Origin of the sequence: Bacillus sp. 196mf (assembly GCF_003217275.1) — a bacterium.
Taxonomy (GTDB): domain Bacteria; phylum Bacillota; class Bacilli; order Bacillales; family Bacillaceae_G; genus Bacillus_A; species Bacillus_A thuringiensis_S.
The window spans coordinates 210,987-229,033 of the sequence record NZ_QJTG01000003.1; the positions used below are offsets into that span (position 1 = coordinate 210,987).

Genomic DNA, 18,047 nt, shown 5'->3' on the forward strand with positions numbered 1-18,047 from the left:
GGAAATGGAATTAGTAGAAATTAGACAGGAATTAGAGAAAATGGCTAAGCGATTAGCGGCTTTTAGGGGGTCTCTTTGACCTCCCTACTAAGGAGAACCAAATTGCAGAATTAGAAGAAAAAATGATGGGCGCAGGATTTTGGGATGACCAACAAGGCGCACAAGTTGTAATTAATGAAGCGAATGCGTTAAAAGATATGGTTGGAAGTTTCCGTCAGTTAGATGAGACGTTCGAAAATTTAGAAGTAACGCATGAGCTTTTAAAAGAAGAATATGATGAAGATTTACATGAGGAATTAGAATCAGAAGTAAAAGGCTTAATTCAAGAAATGAATGAGTATGAGCTTCAGTTACTATTAAGTGATCCTTATGATAAAAATAATGCGATTTTAGAATTACATCCAGGTGCAGGTGGAACTGAGTCACAAGACTGGGGTTCTATGTTATTACGTATGTATACACGTTGGGCTGAAAAACGTGGATTTAAAGTAGAAACGGTTGACTATTTACCAGGTGATGAAGCTGGTATTAAGAGTGTAACTTTATTAATTAAAGGTCATAACGCTTACGGTTACTTAAAAGCAGAGAAAGGTGTACATCGTCTTGTACGTATTTCACCATTCGATTCTTCAGGTCGTCGTCATACATCGTTTGTATCTTGTGAAGTTGTACCAGAGTTCAATGATGAAGTTGAAATCGAAGTACGTACAGAAGATTTAAAAATTGATACGTACCGCGCAAGTGGAGCGGGTGGACAGCACGTAAATACGACAGATTCAGCAGTTCGTATTACACATACACCGACAAATACAGTTGTAACGTGTCAGTCAGAGCGTTCACAAATTAAAAACCGTGAGCATGCGATGAAGATGTTAAAAGCGAAATTATATCAAAAGAAACTAGAAGAGCAACAGGCACAATTAGATGAAATCCGTGGGGAACAAAAAGAAATCGGATGGGGTAGCCAAATCCGTTCTTACGTATTCCACCCGTATTCTCTTGTAAAAGACCACCGTACAAATACGGAGGTTGGTAACGTACAAGCAGTTATGGATGGAGAGATTGATCCATTTATTGATGCTTACTTACGTTCTCGCATCTAATAAGCGAAAAAAAGCCAACAAAATTGTTGGCGCATGCTGAGGATATAGAGGATATAAGGCATTTGATTTTATTTTTATAGATGAAGTAAAGAGGAAGAGAAGTTGGAAACGACAACTTCTCTTTTTGATGGGATTATATGTAGATTACAATGCTGTGTATTGTTTTGTAAAAAGTAGAGAATAGTAAAATAGAGCGGTAATAGGGTGAAGATTTATATAGAACTTTTCTAATTTTCCTTTTAAAAAGGATTCTTTATAGAAGTTTTTTAAGTTGTTCACAGAATTGAAACAACTTATGAAAGCTTTATTTTATCAAGGTTCTCACTGTATTTTTGAGGAATATGAAATACACCTTAGTTTTTCTATATAAAGATAATGCTTATAATGAAAATGAGTGTGTTAGGAATAAAAAGAATATCAACAATGGGGAGCGATAGAAGTGAAAAAGAAATTGTTGGCTATTGCGCTAGGGACATCGGTTGTTTTTACTTTAGGAGCATGCGGAAATAAAGAAGAGAGTAAGTCTTCGAAACAGTCTGCAAGCACAGACAGCGCAGAACAAATTTTCCAAAGAAGTTGTGCTGGATGTCACGCAACAGATTTATCAGGGGCAACTGGACCTGATTTAAGAAAAGTGGGCGGTAAGTACGACGCCGCAGATATCGAAGAGATTATTAAAAAAGGCCGCGGTTCAATGTCACCAGGACTTATTCAAGGTGAAGATGCGAAAAAAGTATCTGAATGGTTAGCAGAACATAAATAAAAAAGGTGAAATGGACGAGTTGATAATATATTCAACTCGTTTTCCTTTTTCTGGAATGTAACATAACTGTAACAAAAATGTATCCAAATTGGAAACCGTTTGATGTTACAATGGGGTTTGTAGAATTTTGCTGAAATATATTACATAGAGTGGTATTGCTTATGGGAAAGCATAAGTAAACTACCTTCAACAAGGATGAATAAGTGAAAATGAAGGATGTCTTTTATTTTCAGATGTACAGAAAAGTATTTCGAAAAAAATCATTAAGTATTGGGTGATAAATAATGATAAAAATGACGAATGTTTATAAGGAGTACCCGAATGGTATGAAAGCCATTGCTGGTCTTACAGTTAACATTAAACAAGGTGAATTCGTATACGTAGTTGGACCGAGTGGAGCCGGAAAATCTACATTTATTAAAATGATGTATCGTGAAGAGAAACCATCTACAGGATCTATTAATGTAAATGGACTTACTATCGAAACATTGGCAGAAAGAGACGTTCCGTATTTTCGTCGTCAATTAGGCGTAATTTTCCAAGATTTTAAATTGCTACCTAAATTAACGGTATATGAGAATGTTGCGTTTGCTTTAGAAGTAATTGAAGAAGAACCGGATGCAATTCGTGAGCGTGTAACAGAAGTTCTAGGTCTTGTAGGCCTTGAAGATCGTGCAGACGCACTTCCAAGTGAGCTTTCGGGCGGGGAGCAACAACGTGTGGCTATTGCAAGAGCAATTGTAAATAGACCAAAGGTTGTAATTGCCGATGAGCCAACAGGTAACTTAGATATTGAAACAGCTCTTGATATTATGAATATTTTTACTCGCATTAATGAGCGCGGCACAACGATCGTTATGGCGACGCATAATGCAGATATCGTAAATACAATCCGTCATCGTGTAATCGCGATTGAAGGCGGAAAAATTGTTCGAGATGAGATTGAGGGAGGATACGGATATGAAGGCTAAGGCCCTTAGTCGACATTTGCGAGAAGGTGTAAAGAATCTATCACGTAACGGATGGATGACATTTGCTTCTGTTAGTGCAGTAACAGTTACATTATTACTTGTAGGTGTCTTTTTAACAGCGATTATGAATATGAACCATTTTGCGACGAAAGTAGAGCAAGATGTAGAGATTCGTGTACACATTGATCCAGCTGCAAAAGAAGCGGATCAAAAGAAATTAGAAGAAGATATGAGTAAGATTGCAAAAGTAGATTCTATTAAATATTCTTCTAAAGAAGAAGAGTTAAAACGTTTAATTAAAAGCTTAGGTGATAGTGGAAAAACGTTTGAGTTATTTGAACAAGATAACCCACTTAAAAACGTATTCGTTGTAAAAGCAAAAGAACCAACAGATACAGCGACAATCGCGAAGAAAGTTGAAAAAATGCAGTTTGTCAGTAATGTTCAGTACGGAAAAGGGCAAGTTGAACGATTATTTGATACTGTAAAAACTGGTCGTAACATTGGGATTGCGTTAATTGCTGGTCTTTTATTCACAGCGATGTTCTTAATCTCTAATACAATTAAAATTACAATTTATGCTCGTAGTACAGAAATTGAAATTATGAAACTTGTTGGTGCAACAAACTGGTTTATTCGTTGGCCATTCTTGCTAGAGGGATTATTCTTAGGAGTATTAGGATCAATTATTCCAATTGGCCTAATTCTAGTTACGTATAATTCGTTGCAAGGTGTGTTTAACGAAAAACTTGGCGGAACAATTTTCGAGCTTCTACCATACAGTCCTTTCGTATTCCAATTAGCTGGTTTACTAGTGTTAATCGGTGCTTTAATCGGTATGTGGGGAAGTGTAATGTCAATTCGTCGCTTCTTAAAAGTATAAAAAGTTGCAAACATAATTCGTACAAGCTTATCATATAGTAGAAATAGGTAAAGGCATCACACACTGTGTGATGCCTTTTGCTACACCACCTGTGTGTTTTGGAAAGGGGAATTCCGCATTGAAACGTAGAGTTGCAATTATTGGAATGGTTGTTGCATTTTTAATTGGTGCTGGCGGAATGTTTGCAGGCATGTCTGTATTTGGGGTTACCCCAGCAGAAGTAACGCAAACAATTTCGAGTGGGAATGCTAGCACTGCGCAAGGGAATTTGGCAAAAATTAATGAGGCGTATGCACTAATTGATTCACGTTATGTGGAAGACGTGAAAGATGAAAAGTTAGTTGAAGGTGCAATACAAGGTATGTTGTCTACGCTGAAGGACCCTTATTCCACGTATATGGATAAAGAAACAGCCAAACAGTTTAGTGAATCGCTTGATCCTGAATTAGAGGGGATTGGGGCTGAGGTGAACAAGACGGACGATAAGCTTATTATCGTATCGCCAATTAAAGGTTCACCAGCAGAAAAGATAGGAATTAAACCGAATGACCAAATTTTATCTGTAGATGGAAACAGTGTGAAAGACTTATCACGTGAAGAAGCGGTATTAAAAATTCGTGGTAAAAAGGGAACGACTGTCGCAATTGAAATTAAACGTGCGGGAGTAACTGATCCGATTGTATTTAAAATTAAGCGTGAAAAGATTCCAATCTTTACAGTGTTTAGTTCTGTGAAGCAAGAGAGTGGAAAAGATATCGGTTATATGCAAATCACTTCTTTTGCTGAGAATACAGCGAAGGAATTTAAGGATCAGTTAAAAGAGTTAGAGAAGAAAAATATAAAAGGCTTAGTTATTGACGTGCGTGGTAATCCTGGTGGCTATTTAAATAGTGTAGAAGATATACTAGGGGAAATTATGACGAATAAAAAGCCAATGCTACAAGTAGAGCAACGAAATGGTGAGAAGAAGAAATTCTCTACGGAACTGAAAGAGAGAAAACCATATCCAATTTCAGTATTAATTGATAATGGAAGTGCTTCTGCTTCAGAGATTTTAGCGGGTGCGCTGAAAGAAGGAGAAGGATACGATTTAATTGGTGAAAAAACATTTGGTAAAGGTACTGTCCAGCAAGCTGTTCCATTTAAAGACGGCAGCAACATTAAATTAACAATGTTTAAATGGTTAACACCGGATGGGAACTGGATTCATAAAAAAGGAATCGCACCAACAGTAGAAGTGAAGCAACCAAATTATTATCATGCGACACCAATTCAAATTGAAAAAACACTTTCATACAATTCAAATGATGTACAAGTAAAACATGCTCAAGAAATGCTTAAGAGCTTAGGGTATGTACCAGGTCGTGAAGATGGATACTTTAGTAAAGAGACAGAATCGGCGCTGAAAGCATTCCAAAATGCGAATGAGATGGAAGCGACAGGACAGCTTGATAAAAAGACAGCCGAAGCGATTCAAACTAAAATTATCGAAAAAATCCGTTCTGGAGAAAATGATTTACAATTACAGTCAGCATTAAAGTTAATGGCAAAATAAGAAGAAATACAGGCAGTTTGCTGCCTGTATTTTTTTGTGTTAAACAAACGTTTGTTTAGTTGTGATAATATAAAAAGAAAGAATGATATAAATGGTGGTGAATGAGTTCGTGGAGGCGTGGATTTTTGAAATAATGCGGGCAGTTGGACGTTTTTTCTTACACCCTGCTGTCTATATATTTGTAATAAGTAGTATCTTCGTTGGATACTTACGTATGTTAAGAGAACGAAAAGATTTTTCTTTTAAAGTTTATGATATTTGGTTTGAACTGCGAACCTCTCTATTTGCAGGGATTGGATACGGATTAGTAGTATCTATTATTACGATTGGGCTTGGACTTGTTGTTTCTAAAGCAAGCTTATGGGCTATTTTAATTTGGACATTACTATTTGGATTAACGGCTATGTATCGATATTTATCGGCAGCTTATACATTTAGCATTGCGATTGTATGTGTTCTATTATCTTCTAAGCTACCAGTTTCCTTCTTACAGCTTCGAGAAGGTGAAGAGAATACCATCGTATCCCTTGCTATTTTACTAGGCGTTATGCTTATTGTAGAAGGCTTATTGATTTCTAAAAACGCGGTAGGATACTCTACACCGAAGATTAGGAAGGGGAAGCGTGGATTAAAGATTGGTTTACACGAATCAAAGCGTTTATGGATCGTTCCTATTTTTATTCTTGTACCGGGTGATGCGGTAACGCAGTTTATTTCATGGTGGCCTGTCGTTTCAATAGGTTCAAATACATATTCTCTATTCCTCGTTCCATTTTTAATTGGATTTATGAGACAGATTAAAAGTTATGAGCCGACGGAAGCTTTATTATTTACAGGAAGACGTGTTTATGGATTAGCAGGACTTGTGCTCGTTTTAGGAATCGCAAGTTACTGGTGGCACGTACTTGCAATTATCGCGATGGGAGTCGCGATGCTTGGGCGTTTCACAATTTCGATGCAAGAGAAAATTGCCGATGAAACAAGACCAGCGTATTTTGCTGCACGCAATGATGGGCTCGTTGTACTAGATACAATTCCAAATACAATTGGAGCAGAGCTGAAATTACTGCCTGGAGAAATTATTACGAAAGTAAATGGAGTCATTCCAAAAAGCGCCGAGGAATTTTATGATGCGCTTCAAACGAAGACGACAGGAGCATTTTGTAAATTAGAAGTATTAGATACAAATGGTGAGCTTCGTCTTGCACAAACTGCATTATATGCTGGTGGACATCACGAATTAGGTATTGTATTCGTTGAACAGGAGCATGAGTGGGATTCAGAAGCGATGTAATAGAAGGAATGGTATCACCTTGTGGTGGTACCTTTTTTGTTTTTTTTTGGGGGAGGGTAGTTAGTAAATGAAATTTATATCGGCGATTTTGCAAATATATCAGCGTAACTCGAAATATATCGGCGATTATTCGAATATATCGACTTTCCGGCCAAAAACGACAGCTATCGCAAAGCTTATTTTCAGTTTTATAGACGGATAACTTGAATAATTATTTGATAATGGTTATCATTTAGGGAGTCTTTTTAATTTTGGAAAATGGAGGTAAGATATGCTGCGTAAATTTTTCTCGTACTATAAACCGTATAAAGGTTTATTTATACTCGACTTTTCTTGTGCGGTTGTCGCAGGATTATTAGAACTCGGCTTCCCGCTTATCGTAAATCAATTTATTGATAAGTTATTGCCAGGGCAAAACTGGACGCTTATTTTATGGGCTTGTTTCGGTTTACTCGCAGTTTATATGTTAAATGCAGGCTTACAATATGTCGTTACATATTGGGGACATATGCTTGGTGTTAACATTGAAACAGATATGAGGCAGAAATTATTTGATCATATTCAAAAGCTATCATTCAGATTTTTTGATAATAATAAAACAGGTCATTTAATTTCGCGCCTTACAAACGATTTAATGGAAATTGGGGAAATTGCTCACCATGGACCAGAAGATTTATTTATCGCCGTAATGACTTTAGTTGGGGCATTCTCATTTATGATGATGATCAACTGGAAGTTAGCGTTATTAACGTTCTTCGTCATTCCATTCCTATTATGGTTAGCACTTTACTTCAATAAAAAAATGACAGGTACATTTAGACGTTTATTCTCAGACGTTGCTGATTTCAATGCATGTATTGAGAACAACGTTGGTGGTATTCGCGTTGTACAAGCATTCGGAAATGAAAAGTTTGAGAAAGAGCAATTCGCTGTGAACAACGCTCGTTTCCGTACAACGAAATTAATGGCGTATAAAATTATGGCTTTAAATTCATCGATTAGTTATATGCTCATGCGTCTCGTAACGCTCTTCGTATTAATATGCGGTACATGGTTTGTTCTGCAAGGAGAATTAACATACGGTGGATTTATCGGATTCGTTCTATTAACGAATATTTTCTTCCGTCCAATTGAAAAAATTAACGCGGTAATCGAAAGCTATCCGAAAGGAATCGCTGGTTTTAAAAGGTATGTAGAGCTTCTTGAAACAGAGCCTGACATTGTAGACTCTAAAGATGCAATGGAAGTTAAACAGGTACATGGTGATATTCAATATAACAACATTACGTTCGGATATGAAAATAAAGAACCGATTTTAAATGATATTAGTTTGAACATACATGCAGGTGAAACGGTTGCGTTCGTTGGACCATCAGGAGCAGGGAAAACGACGTTATGTAGCCTGTTACCACGTTTTTATGAGCAATCATCTGGATTAATTCAAATTGATGGTATTGATACGAAAGATATGACATTATCTTCACTTCGTAAGCAAATTGGAATTGTGCAGCAAGATGTGTTCTTATTCTCAGGAACAATTCGTGAAAATATTGCTTACGGGAACTTAAAGGCGTCAGAAGCTGAAATTTGGCAGGCAGTAAAACGTGCGCAGTTAGAAGACTTAATTTACTCACAACCAGACGGTTTAGATACTGTTATCGGTGAGCGTGGTGTAAAACTTTCTGGTGGACAGAAGCAGCGTCTAGCAATTGCTCGTATGTTCTTGAAAAACCCGCCAATTTTAATACTAGATGAAGCTACTTCCGCACTAGATACTGAGACGGAACTTGCAATTCAAAAATCACTTGCTGAATTAGCAGCTGGCCGTACAACGTTAGTTATCGCTCACAGACTTGCAACGATTAAAAATGCAGATCGAATTGTCGTTGTAAATAAAGACGGTATTGCAGAACAAGGTTCACATGATGAATTAATTGAGCAAGGCGGAGGATACAGTAGGTTATACGAAGCTCAGTTTAGTTCGTAAATATAATTTGTACTGAATTAGTGCACCATAAGTAGGTAAAAATCTCATATGGGAGGCTATAGAGTATGATTGTAACAACAACGTCTACAATTCAAGGAAAAGAAATTATTGAGTATATCGATATCGTCAATGGAGAAGCGATTATGGGCGCGAATATCGTTCGTGACCTCTTCGCTTCTGTCCGTGACGTTGTCGGCGGTCGTGCGGGTGCTTATGAAAGTAAATTAAAAGAAGCACGTGACATCGCAATGGAAGAGATGAAAACTTTCGCAAGACAAAAAAATGCAAATGCAATTGTTGGTATCGACGTGGATTACGAGGTAGTTCGCGAAGGGATGCTAATGGTTGCTGTGAGCGGGACTGCTGTTCGTATATAAAGTGAAACTTTAATCAGTGGGGGTGTTTGTTCCCCACTGATTATTAGTTGAACCAATCGGGCATTTACGGGCAGTTGGTCTCCCATCTACCTTCTTTGCCTTAACCGAATTTTGAGGTGGGAGTCTTACTGCCCGTTAATGCGGGATAAAGTAAAAAGCCGTGCTGATGCATGGCTTTTTACTTTATATGTCGAAGTTTCAATATTTCTTGGGAAATGCGGAAGGTCCCGTCGATATATAGGGAAGACATTAGAGCGCTTCTTTACATTTCCGTATTTGAACTAATAATGTTTCGTATTCTTGGTTGAGAGATGTGATGTCATCGTGATGATTTTGTATGGAAACTCGGCCAATGATTTCTGTTAGTTTTGTTTGTAATCGTAATAGTTCTTGTTCAGTAACGTTTACAGAATCCCCCGTTGTTCTTTTTGTGTATTGTTCGTAATTACCGTGGAATACCCTTGGTTCACTCTCGTCTACTTGTAGAATATGGTCTGCAACAGAGCGAATAAAGGCACGATCATGGCTAATGAAAAGTATTGTACCAGGGTATTCTTGTAACATGATTTCTAATTCTTCTTGCGTCGCTAAGTCTAAATAGTTTGTCAAACTTATTTCAGCTTGTGATTTTTGAATTCGTTATTATAAACTTGTGCCTTAGCTATCGCCTCAGCATCATTTTGAATTTCATCTAACCCATTCGCATCTCCAATAACATAACCTTCAAATGAAGAACCAACAAAATCAAAGATATATTGGAATTGAGCAATAAGCGGTAATGCTTTTAGCTTTGGATTATCCCCGCCAACGATGACAACATACATCTTTTTATCTTTCATTTTCTCTTTGAAATGAAGAGATGTATCGCGCAAGCTTTGTGACCAGCGATCAACAAAGTTTTTCATATGTCCACTCATTCCGTACCAATATAATGGTGTAGCAAAGATAATTGTGTCGTGCTCTAACATGCGTTTCGTTAACTGCTCGTAGTCATCATTTACAGGTTGGAATCCTTCTGCATCATGACGCTTATCTGTAATAGGATAGACTGTGTGATCACGTAAATAAATTTGTTCTGTTTCAATTCCATCAATCATCATATGTGTTAAAGCTTCCGTATTTCCGTTTTGTCTTGAACTGCCATGTATAACAAACATGTAATCATCCCTTTTCTTTTGCTTGTTTTAGGAGTGAAACGTGTTTTTGCAAATTCGTTTGGATGTTGGAAAGTAATGTGATTTGCTTTGTTACTTCATTGAGTTTATCTTCGTAAAGCGTAAGGATACTGCTGCACGGATTGTCGTACAGGTGCGGTTCAATTTCAAGGCAGCGCAGCATCCTTGCCGTCTCTTCTAAATTTAAGCCAATTTGTAAGTACATTTGAATAAGCTCCACTTTTCCGATGGCACTTTCATCAAAATCACGGTAGCCATTTGCGAGGCGCCTAGAAGGGAGTAATCCCTTTTCTTCGTAATGTCTTAGTGATCTTTCACTAACGCCAGTTTCTTTTGATAATTCTCCAATTCGCAATGTGTTTCACTCCTTTTACATGTATTGTAAACCTTCACACTAATGTGAAGGTCAATGCTGTTTTTTCGCAAAAGAATTTACATGATTTAAGAACACTTGAATGGCTTTAGATGGAATGAAATATTTGCCGCGAACGATAGAGAACGGACGGATTAGTTGTTCATTTGGAACTTCGACGTGGAATAGTTCTTTTGCTAGTAGCTCTTTCCGTACAGTCCAATCAGAAAGTATAGCGATGCCAAGACCGGCACTAACAGCTTCCTTTACGCTTTGGATACTACTGAATGTAAAGAATCGTTTCATTTTTAAATGGTGTTGATGAATAAAGCGGTCACTATAAGCGCGTGTACCAGAACCACTTTCTCTTAGTACCCATACTTGATCTTGGAGTGTGCTTTCATTTATTTCCTTTGTGCGGAGTAGTGGATGATTTGGCGGAACGACGAGCTTCATTTCATCTTGCATAAATGTTTCAACGTTAACATCAGCGTATACGACTTGCCCTTCCACTAAGCCGATATCAATTTGATTAGAGCGAAGACTTTGCAAAACTTCTTCTGTATTTGAGATAAAGGTATGCACTTCGACGCGTGGATTTTCATTCGCATAGTTAGCGAGTATTTTTGGAAGTAAGTATTCGCCAATTGTAAAACTAGCACCGATGCGAAGTGTTCCTGTTACAACGTTATGTAGTTCATTAATTTCTTGCTTAGCATCTTCGTAAAGAGAGAGCATTTGCTTTGCATGTATATATAATATGTTTCCAGCTTCCGTAACTTGGACATGCTTCGGGGAGCGTTGAATAAGTGTAGTGCCAAATTCGTTTTCTAAGTTGCGTATATGCATACTTACTCCGGGCTGTGAAAGGTTTAATAATTCTGCTGCACGGGAGAAGTGTTTCTGTTCAACGACAGTAACAAAAATTTTTAAAATGTCTACGTTCATATAATGGGCTCCTTTCTGTTCTATCATCTTATCATAAGTATTTCTGATGATAGAGATTCGGTATTGGTATTAAACTTATTATAGAAACTCTCTTATAATGTAAGTAGAAAGAACATGCATGTTCCAATACGATTATTGGGGTGGTACAAGGTGGAACAAACACTTGTTATACAAAAGAAGAAGGGCTTTGGATTTTCGCAAGGAATTGGGATTACATTATTAATCGCAATTGCCGCGAAATATTTAGCGGAGCTTCCATTTTTAAATATTATGGGACAATTAGTAATTGCTATTCTAATTGGGATGGTTTGGCGCGCTGCAATTGGAGTTCCTCATGATGCCATTGCAGGAACGAACTTTGCGAGTAAGAAGTTACTGCGCTTTGGGATCATCTTACTTGGAATGCGATTAAATCTTGTTGATATTGCGAAGGCGGGGCCGAAAGTATTGGTCATCGCGGCGGTTGTTATTACATTTACTATTTTTGTTGTGTACGGACTAACGAAAGTATTTAAAGTAGAAAAGAAACTTGGGATTTTAACAGCATGCGGTACGGCAATTTGCGGCGCGGCCGCGGTCGTGGCAATTGCACCGCAAGTGAAAGCAAAAGATGACGAAACAGCAGTTGGAGCGGCGATCATTGCAATTTTAGGTACAATATTTACGCTTATTTATACGTTATTATATCCAGTGCTTGGTCTATCTCCATACGGATATGGAGTGTTCTCAGGGGCGACACTGCATGAAATTGCTCACGTAATTGCGGCTGCGGCGCCAGGAGGAAGCACGGCTGTAGATATCGCAGTTATCGTGAAACTAACGCGCGTTGCAATGCTTGTACCAGTAGCGATTTTAATCGGATTATGGTTTGGTAAGAGTGAAGGTAGCGAGGAAAAAAGATCATGGCGCGACCTTCCAATTCCGTGGTTCATCTTCGGGTTTTTAGCAATGAGTGCAGTGCATTCGCTTGGGATTATTCCAGAAGTTGTTGCGGGGTACATTGTTGTCATTGCTTATATGCTAATCGCAATGGCGATGGCAGGGCTCGGTTTAAATGTAGAGTTTAAAACTTTCCGTAAATTAGGAAGTAAAGCATTTGTGGCAGGGCTGATTGGCTCGGTTTGCTTATCGGTTCTTGGATACGTTCTTGTATGGGGATTAGGATTTATGTAAGTAGGACGAAGAAGCTGTTCCAAAAGATATTTTGGGGCAGCTTCTTTCTTATGCTTATGGTGCTACTGATTTCGATATTTGTCGGTAAGTCGATATATTTTAAGGTGCGCTGATATATTTAAAAAATCGCTGATATAAATTGAATTACTCTTGTACTTTGTTAGGGTAGATGTTCAATGAAACGTTTTTCTAAAATTTGTAAAGATATCTTTACTTATAACTGGAAAATATTTATAATTTAAGTAAAGATATCTTTACTTTTGAAGGTGGATCCTATGGGTGTGAAAAATAAAATAAAAGAGTTAAGAAAGCAAAATCATATAACACAAGTTGAAATGGCAAAGGCGATGCAGGTGACGCGGCAGACGATAGTGGCGATTGAAAATCATCATTACAATCCGAGTCTAGAGTTATCCTTAAAAATCGCCAAGTATTTTGGAGTGAAGGTGGAGGAAATCTTTACGCTGGAGTAAGGGGAGAGAAATGGTAGGAAAACGAGCATAGCGATAGGGGGAATAAAAAATGCAGGATGAGTTTGAGAGATTTCAGTCAGATAAAGCGTTTAAATATGTAGGGTTATTTTTTACGATTAGTTTAGCGATATGGAGTTTATATAATTTAATTGTTGATGGAAATGCTGGTATGCCGTTTGTTTTATTTGTACTAGGGTAGTGGGTGTATTTTCTTGTGAACTATTGGCCGAAGTGGAAATATAGAAATCGAAAAGAGGCTGATCATGTATGAGTAAGAGAGAGGTCATGAGATTCGTAGGGAGTTTGCTTGTAGCAGGAATTCTTTTAAATACGAGTTTAATGATTTTAAGTATTTCGTGGGGAACTATTTTTATATCGAATGTAGCGCTAGTCATTTTATATGGAATTTCGGAATATAAAGAGCAGAAGCGTTTGAAAGAAGAGGGAGTACCATCGATTGATGAGCGGGTTGTGAACAAGATGAAGTCATATTTTACGATTTGTATTACAAGCTTCGTTTTCTTGTTTATTATGTATCTTTGTGTAAATAAGTATTTAGATAGGCAAGCAGTACATGTAACTGAGCTATTATATATTGCTATTTTTGGTGTATTAATAAGTATCGCATCAACGAGCGTGTTAGCAACAAAGAATAATAGATAGAAAAAGGGGAACTGGGATGGAATTACCGGTGTTATGTGTCGCTACAGCTATATTTGCGCTTCTTTGGGGAATGCAAAACTTTTCTCGTAATCCAGTGCCAAGTATTTGTATTATGATTGGTACTGTAGGTTTATCGTATTATTTATTAGTATTAGCCCATTATCATAAAACGGCAACGAGTGTTGTTGTTGGAGCACTTATTTTATTTTGTGGGCGCGCCATACAAAAGGGGTTATTTCCATAAAAGCTGTTTATACACTTTGTATAACAGCTTTTTGTATTTTTTTACAAAACACTTGAAAGTTACGTAACGTCATCTTCTATAATGAGGGGGAAGAGGTGATGGTAGTGATTTCAATACAAGAATTGACGAGAGAAACAGGGGTTACAGTACGTACACTACGTTATTATGATCAAATAGATTTATTAAAGCCGAGCGGAAAAACAGAGGGTGGGCATCGGTTATATAGTGAAGCTGACGTTATTCGTTTGCAACAAATTTTATTTTTAAAAGAAATGGGATTTTCATTAAAAGAAGTTGCGAATATGTTAGTAAAAGGTGAGCTGGATTTGAAAAAATCACTTGAAAACCAACTTCGATTTGTACAGGAAGAACAAAAGAAATTTAATCGAATGGAGCGTGTTTTACAAGCGGTTGTTTATTCGGTAGATGTAGAGGGAGAACTTGATTGGAAAGTTATGTTTGAACTTATTCAGCTTTCAAAACAGTCTCCTCGTATACGTGAAATATTTCAAAATGAAGTATTTTCAAAGGAAGAACAAAAGTTGCTTCATAATTTGCCGAATATGAGTGAGGAAGATCCGAATGTTTTAGAATGGGTAGATTTATTAAAGCAATTACGTATTTTTATGAAAGAGGGTAAAGAAGCCACTAGTGATGAAGTACAAAGGGCAATGAAGAGATTAATGCAGAAGTGTTTAGAAATGGCTAATGGTGACGAAGTGTTTTTAGATAAGTTATGGGAAGTTAGAAAATCAAAGGAAGATTCACAGAAAATGAGCATGTATCCAATTGAAGAAGAGTTTTTATTATATATGGATGAAGCTTTTCGTATTTATGATGAAAGGGAGAAGGATAAATGAGCATACTCGCAGAATATCGTTGGTATTTTTTAATTGGAGCAGAGATCGTATTTTGGTTATCGGCTATCGGTTTCTTTTTACTCCGTTACGGATTCCGTTTGAAGAAGGCGAGCTTTATTATGGGGATTGTACTCCTCGTAAATGAAGTGTTTATTTTAACATTAGGGGCAGTGGACTATTATCAAACAGGAAAGTTCTCTAATTTTCAAATCATTACTGTAATTATTTTACTGTATGCGGTTTTCTACGGGAAAAAGGATTTGAAGAAGCTTGATATATTTGCGCAAAAGCTAGTTGCGAAATGGCGTAATGAACCGGCGCCTATTATTGAAGAACAGGTAGAATTAACAGGTATGGCCTATGCAAAGCAGGAAATAAAAAATTGGGTATTACATCTTGTTTTATTCGTTGGTGTGCACATATTCTTTTTCTTCGCGTATGGATTTATTCCATTTGAACAATGGGGTAATTGGTTAGAATCGGGAATCGTTTTAAATAAAGCTGCAAGTCGCGTGAGCCAAGTGTGGGCAATTATATTTTTAGTTGATACAGCGATTTCATTTTCATATGTGGTTTTTCCGAAGAAGGAGAAAGGAAAAGAAAAGCTACTTTCATAGTTGAAAGTAGCTTTTCTGGTATACAAATAATTTTTATAGGAGAGGATGACAATAGAAAAAAGAACCAGCTTTATATGTCTATTTCTCTTTAGTTTAGTAGCATGCTCATCATCTAACACTACAATTGATAAGAAGAACGATGTCATTGTAAAGGGAACCAGGATTTCCAATCTAGATAAATTTGAAAATTTCGTTTTGAATGTCGAACAAAGGGAAGTTGATAAAATAAGAATTGTACAGTATACCCTTGAAGGGGACCCGATTTTTCAAACGTTAGAGTATAGTGGGAACGATATATTTTATGTTTCAGATAATAGAAAAGACAAATTTGCTGGGAAGGATAAAGGGTTACATAAAGATAGTTGTAAAAGTATTGTTAAAGAGCAGCGCGAATCAGAAAGTACTTATCGGTTAATAGATTGTATGAATGAAGCTGGGCGCAATGGATATGACTTAGTATATGTACCTAAAAAATAGAATTATTAGAGGAAGGAAGTATTTACTCCTTCCTTTTTCTATGTGTATATTGTCGAAAACTTTACCGAATATCTGTTCGTTTTTTTAGGTTTTTTATAGGCATTCGTGGTAAAATAATAATACAGATTTTTATGAGGAGGTCGGATTTTACTTGGAACATCAATTTGAAATTATATCAGCGTATTCCCCGCAAGGTGATCAGCCGGTAGCTATAGAGAAGCTTGTAGAGGGAATTAATAGTGGAAAGAAAAAGCAAGTGTTGCTTGGAGCGACAGGAACGGGTAAGACATTTACGATTTCAAATGTCATTAAAGAAGTGCAAAAGCCAACACTTGTTATGGCTCACAATAAAACGTTAGCAGGACAGTTATATAGTGAGTTGAAAGACTTTTTCCCGAATAATGCAGTTGAGTATTTTGTTAGTTATTACGATTATTATCAGCCGGAAGCGTATGTACCACAAACAGATACGTTTATTGAAAAGGACGCGCAGATTAATGATGAAATTGATAAATTGCGTCACTCGGCAACGTCTGCATTATTTGAACGGGACGATGTAATTATCGTTGCGAGTGTATCGTGTATATATGGTTTAGGTTCTCCTGAAGAATATCGCGAGTTAGTTGTATCACTTCGAGTTGGTATGGAGAAGGACCGCAATCAATTGCTTCGTGAACTTGTTGATGTACAGTATGGACGTAATGATATTGATTTCAAGCGTGGTACATTCCGTGTGCGCGGAGATGTAGTTGAAATCTTCCCGGCATCACTTGATGAGCATTGTATTCGAATTGAATTTTTCGGCGATGAAATTGATCGTATTCGTGAAGTAAATGCGTTAACAGGTGAAGTATTAGCAGAACGTGATCATGTAGCAATCTTCCCAGCATCTCACTTCGTTACACGTGAAGAGAAAATGAAGGTCGCTATTGAAAATATCGAAAAAGAATTAGAAGAGCGTTTAAAGGAGTTAAATGATAACGGTAAGTTGCTAGAAGCACAGCGTATAGAGCAACGTACACGTTATGATTTAGAAATGATGCGCGAGATGGGCTTTTGTTCAGGGATTGAAAACTATTCCCGTCATTTAACACTTCGTCCAGCGGGTGCAACACCGTATACGTTATTGGACTATTTCCCGGAAGATTTCTTAATTGTTATGGATGAGTCGCACGTATCAGTGCCACAAGTAAGAGCGATGTATAACGGGGACCAAGCACGTAAGCAAGTGCTTGTGGATCATGGATTCCGTCTGCCGTCAGCTTTAGATAATAGACCGCTCATGTTTGATGAGTTTGAGGAGAAAACAAATCAAGTTATTTACGTTTCGGCGACGCCAGGACCGTACGAGTTAGAGCAGTCACCAGAAGTAATAGAACAAATTATTCGTCCAACAGGGCTTTTAGATCCACCAATCGATATACGACCTATTGAAGGGCAAATTGACGATTTATTAGGAGAGATTCAAGATCGTATTGCAAAAAATGAACGTGTATTAATTACGACTTTAACGAAGAAAATGTCAGAGGATTTAACGGACTACTTAAAAGATGTAGGAATTAAAGTTAACTATCTTCACTCTGAAATTAAAACGTTAGAACGTATTGAAATTATCCGCGATCTTCGCCTCGGTAAGTTTGATGTACTGGTCGGTATTAACTTATTACGAGAAGGATTAGATATTCCAGAAGTATCACTTGTAGCGATTTTAGATGCTGATAAGGAAGGGTTCTTACGTTCAGAGCGCTCATTAATTCAAACAATTGGTCGTGCCGCGCGTAATGAAAACGGCCGCGTTATTATGTACGCAGATCGTATAACAAGATCAATGGGAATTGCAATTGAAGAAACGCAGCGTCGTCGTACTATACAAGAAGCCTACAATAAAGAGCATGGTATTACGCCGAAAACGATTCAAAAAGGCGTACGTGATGTAATCCGTGCAACGACAACTGCTGAAGAGACAGAAACATACGAAGCAACTCCTGCTAAGAAAATGACGAAAAAAGAGCGTGAAAAGACAATTGCGAAGATGGAAGCAGAGATGAAAGAAGCAGCAAAAGCGTTAGACTTCGAGCGTGCAGCTGAACTAAGAGATTTACTATTAGAATTAAAAGCGGAAGGGTGAAAAG

Annotated in this window: 21 protein-coding genes and 1 pseudogene; 18 read left to right on the plus strand and 4 right to left on the minus strand. The window is 37.4% G+C overall.

Translation table 11 applies throughout. From position 1 onward, the window contains the following. Positions 1–4: 4 nt before the first annotated feature. The 9 genes from prfB (at position 5) to ATL10_RS07780 (ending at position 8,933) form a co-directional block, all read left to right on the plus strand. A protein-coding gene (gene prfB, locus ATL10_RS07740) for a peptide chain release factor 2 (protein ID WP_096001455.1) occupies positions 5–1,103 on the plus strand; the annotation gives its coding sequence in 2 pieces (ribosomal slippage) (positions 5–76 and positions 78–1,103; 1,098 coding nt in all). 439 nt (positions 1,104–1,542) lie between these two features. Continuing rightward, positions 1,543–1,866 (plus strand): cytochrome c551, encoded by a 324-nt coding sequence (gene cccB / locus ATL10_RS07750; protein WP_000727975.1) that lies wholly within the window; start codon positions 1,543–1,545, stop codon positions 1,864–1,866. 284 nt (positions 1,867–2,150) lie between these two features. After that, entirely contained in the window at positions 2,151–2,837 is a 687-nt protein-coding gene (ftsE, locus tag ATL10_RS07755; protein ID WP_000594319.1) for a cell division ATP-binding protein FtsE, read from the plus strand. Beyond that, positions 2,827–3,720: a permease-like cell division protein FtsX gene (gene ftsX, locus ATL10_RS07760; protein WP_110496684.1), complete on the plus strand. Its 894-nt coding sequence runs from the start codon at positions 2,827–2,829 to the stop codon at positions 3,718–3,720. Before ftsE ends, ftsX begins: the two co-directional genes overlap by 11 nt. A 118-nt stretch (positions 3,721–3,838) precedes the next feature. After that, positions 3,839–5,275 carry a S41 family peptidase gene (locus ATL10_RS07765; RefSeq protein WP_000830318.1) on the plus strand — a complete coding sequence of 479 codons (1,437 nt, stop codon included), beginning with the start codon at positions 3,839–3,841 and terminating at the stop codon, positions 5,273–5,275. A gap of 91 nt (positions 5,276–5,366) precedes the next feature. Then, complete coding sequence (locus tag ATL10_RS07770; RefSeq protein WP_097924524.1) at positions 5,367–6,569, plus strand: PDZ domain-containing protein; 1,203 nt, start codon at positions 5,367–5,369, stop codon at positions 6,567–6,569. 67 nt (positions 6,570–6,636) lie between these two features. Then, positions 6,637–6,771, plus strand: coding sequence for a hypothetical protein (locus tag ATL10_RS31795; RefSeq protein ID WP_254906602.1), 135 nt, complete (start codon positions 6,637–6,639; stop codon positions 6,769–6,771). 69 nt (positions 6,772–6,840) lie between these two features. Further along, entirely contained in the window at positions 6,841–8,556 is a 1,716-nt protein-coding gene (locus tag ATL10_RS07775) for an ABC transporter ATP-binding protein (protein ID WP_110496686.1), read from the plus strand. A gap of 65 nt (positions 8,557–8,621) precedes the next feature. Then, positions 8,622–8,933, plus strand: a complete 312-nt coding sequence (locus ATL10_RS07780; protein ID WP_000637523.1) for a heavy metal-binding domain-containing protein — start codon at positions 8,622–8,624, stop codon at positions 8,931–8,933. Positions 8,934–9,182: 249 nt separating this feature from the next. Here ATL10_RS07780 and ATL10_RS07785 read toward each other — a convergent pair whose 3' ends face one another. The 4 genes from ATL10_RS07785 to ATL10_RS07800 are packed head-to-tail and all read right to left on the minus strand — an operon-like array spanning position 9,183 to position 11,408. Continuing rightward, positions 9,183–9,542: a macrolide transporter gene (locus tag ATL10_RS07785; protein ID WP_090978125.1), complete on the minus strand. Its 360-nt coding sequence runs from the start codon at positions 9,540–9,542 to the stop codon at positions 9,183–9,185. Positions 9,543–9,544: 2 nt separating this feature from the next. Then, positions 9,545–10,090, minus strand: a complete 546-nt coding sequence (locus tag ATL10_RS07790; RefSeq protein ID WP_053563368.1) for a flavodoxin family protein — start codon at positions 10,088–10,090, stop codon at positions 9,545–9,547. A 4-nt stretch (positions 10,091–10,094) separates the two neighbouring features. Beyond that, positions 10,095–10,463: a MerR family transcriptional regulator gene (locus tag ATL10_RS07795; protein ID WP_098235687.1), complete on the minus strand. Its 369-nt coding sequence runs from the start codon at positions 10,461–10,463 to the stop codon at positions 10,095–10,097. A gap of 51 nt (positions 10,464–10,514) precedes the next feature. Beyond that, positions 10,515–11,408, minus strand: a complete 894-nt coding sequence (locus ATL10_RS07800; protein WP_053563369.1) for a LysR family transcriptional regulator — start codon at positions 11,406–11,408, stop codon at positions 10,515–10,517. A gap of 150 nt (positions 11,409–11,558) precedes the next feature. Here ATL10_RS07800 and ATL10_RS07805 point away from each other — a divergent pair, with 150 nt between their 5' ends. From ATL10_RS07805 to uvrB, 9 genes and pseudogenes are all read left to right on the plus strand, one after another. Then, on the plus strand, positions 11,559–12,581 hold the full coding sequence (locus ATL10_RS07805) for a YeiH family protein (protein ID WP_000438414.1): 1,023 nt from the start codon (positions 11,559–11,561) through the stop codon (positions 12,579–12,581). A gap of 275 nt (positions 12,582–12,856) precedes the next feature. Beyond that, on the plus strand, positions 12,857–13,054 hold the full coding sequence (locus tag ATL10_RS07810; RefSeq protein ID WP_000538364.1) for a helix-turn-helix transcriptional regulator: 198 nt from the start codon (positions 12,857–12,859) through the stop codon (positions 13,052–13,054). Positions 13,055–13,103: 49 nt separating this feature from the next. Further along, a pseudogene (locus tag ATL10_RS07815) lies at positions 13,104–13,325 on the plus strand (hypothetical protein). After that, on the plus strand, positions 13,322–13,717 hold the full coding sequence (locus tag ATL10_RS07820) for a hypothetical protein (RefSeq protein WP_061667785.1): 396 nt from the start codon (positions 13,322–13,324) through the stop codon (positions 13,715–13,717). Before ATL10_RS07815 ends, ATL10_RS07820 begins: the two are co-directional and overlap by 4 nt. 16 nt (positions 13,718–13,733) lie before the next feature. Next, positions 13,734–13,961 (plus strand): hypothetical protein, encoded by a 228-nt coding sequence (locus ATL10_RS07825; protein WP_069356499.1) that lies wholly within the window; start codon positions 13,734–13,736, stop codon positions 13,959–13,961. Positions 13,962–14,059: 98 nt separating this feature from the next. After that, positions 14,060–14,821, plus strand: a complete 762-nt coding sequence (locus tag ATL10_RS07830; RefSeq protein ID WP_141541731.1) for a MerR family transcriptional regulator — start codon at positions 14,060–14,062, stop codon at positions 14,819–14,821. Beyond that, positions 14,818–15,438, plus strand: coding sequence for a hypothetical protein (locus ATL10_RS07835; protein ID WP_000025200.1), 621 nt, complete (start codon positions 14,818–14,820; stop codon positions 15,436–15,438). The genes ATL10_RS07830 and ATL10_RS07835 overlap by 4 nt, the downstream gene beginning before the upstream one ends. 45 nt (positions 15,439–15,483) lie before the next feature. Next, positions 15,484–15,915, plus strand: a complete 432-nt coding sequence (locus ATL10_RS07840; protein ID WP_098566811.1) for a DUF4362 domain-containing protein — start codon at positions 15,484–15,486, stop codon at positions 15,913–15,915. A gap of 151 nt (positions 15,916–16,066) precedes the next feature. Next, the gene (gene uvrB, locus ATL10_RS07845) at positions 16,067–18,043 is read left to right on the plus strand and encodes an excinuclease ABC subunit B (protein ID WP_000400989.1); all 1,977 of its coding nucleotides are present in this window, start codon (positions 16,067–16,069) and stop codon (positions 18,041–18,043) included. Positions 18,044–18,047 lie beyond the last annotated feature (4 nt).

Excerpts from the sequence above, each read along its gene's own strand:
- ftsE (WP_000594319.1), top strand. The coding sequence starts at position 2,151 with ATGATAAAAATGACGAATGTTTATAAGGAGTACCCGAATGGTATGAAA.
- ftsX (WP_110496684.1), top strand. The coding sequence starts at position 2,827 with ATGAAGGCTAAGGCCCTTAGTCGACATTTGCGAGAAGGTGTAAAGAAT.
- ATL10_RS07770 (WP_097924524.1), top strand. The coding sequence starts at position 5,367 with ATGGTGGTGAATGAGTTCGTGGAGGCGTGGATTTTTGAAATAATGCGG.
- ATL10_RS31795 (WP_254906602.1), top strand. The coding sequence starts at position 6,637 with ATGAAATTTATATCGGCGATTTTGCAAATATATCAGCGTAACTCGAAA.
- ATL10_RS07775 (WP_110496686.1), top strand. The coding sequence starts at position 6,841 with ATGCTGCGTAAATTTTTCTCGTACTATAAACCGTATAAAGGTTTATTT.
- ATL10_RS07780 (WP_000637523.1), top strand. The coding sequence starts at position 8,622 with ATGATTGTAACAACAACGTCTACAATTCAAGGAAAAGAAATTATTGAG.
- ATL10_RS07790 (WP_053563368.1), bottom strand. The coding sequence starts at position 10,090 with ATGTTTGTTATACATGGCAGTTCAAGACAAAACGGAAATACGGAAGCT.
- ATL10_RS07800 (WP_053563369.1), bottom strand. The coding sequence starts at position 11,408 with ATGAACGTAGACATTTTAAAAATTTTTGTTACTGTCGTTGAACAGAAA.
- ATL10_RS07810 (WP_000538364.1), top strand. The coding sequence starts at position 12,857 with ATGGGTGTGAAAAATAAAATAAAAGAGTTAAGAAAGCAAAATCATATA.
- ATL10_RS07820 (WP_061667785.1), top strand. The coding sequence starts at position 13,322 with ATGAGTAAGAGAGAGGTCATGAGATTCGTAGGGAGTTTGCTTGTAGCA.
- ATL10_RS07825 (WP_069356499.1), top strand. The coding sequence starts at position 13,734 with ATGGAATTACCGGTGTTATGTGTCGCTACAGCTATATTTGCGCTTCTT.
- ATL10_RS07830 (WP_141541731.1), top strand. The coding sequence starts at position 14,060 with ATGGTAGTGATTTCAATACAAGAATTGACGAGAGAAACAGGGGTTACA.
- ATL10_RS07835 (WP_000025200.1), top strand. The coding sequence starts at position 14,818 with ATGAGCATACTCGCAGAATATCGTTGGTATTTTTTAATTGGAGCAGAG.
- ATL10_RS07840 (WP_098566811.1), top strand. The coding sequence starts at position 15,484 with ATGACAATAGAAAAAAGAACCAGCTTTATATGTCTATTTCTCTTTAGT.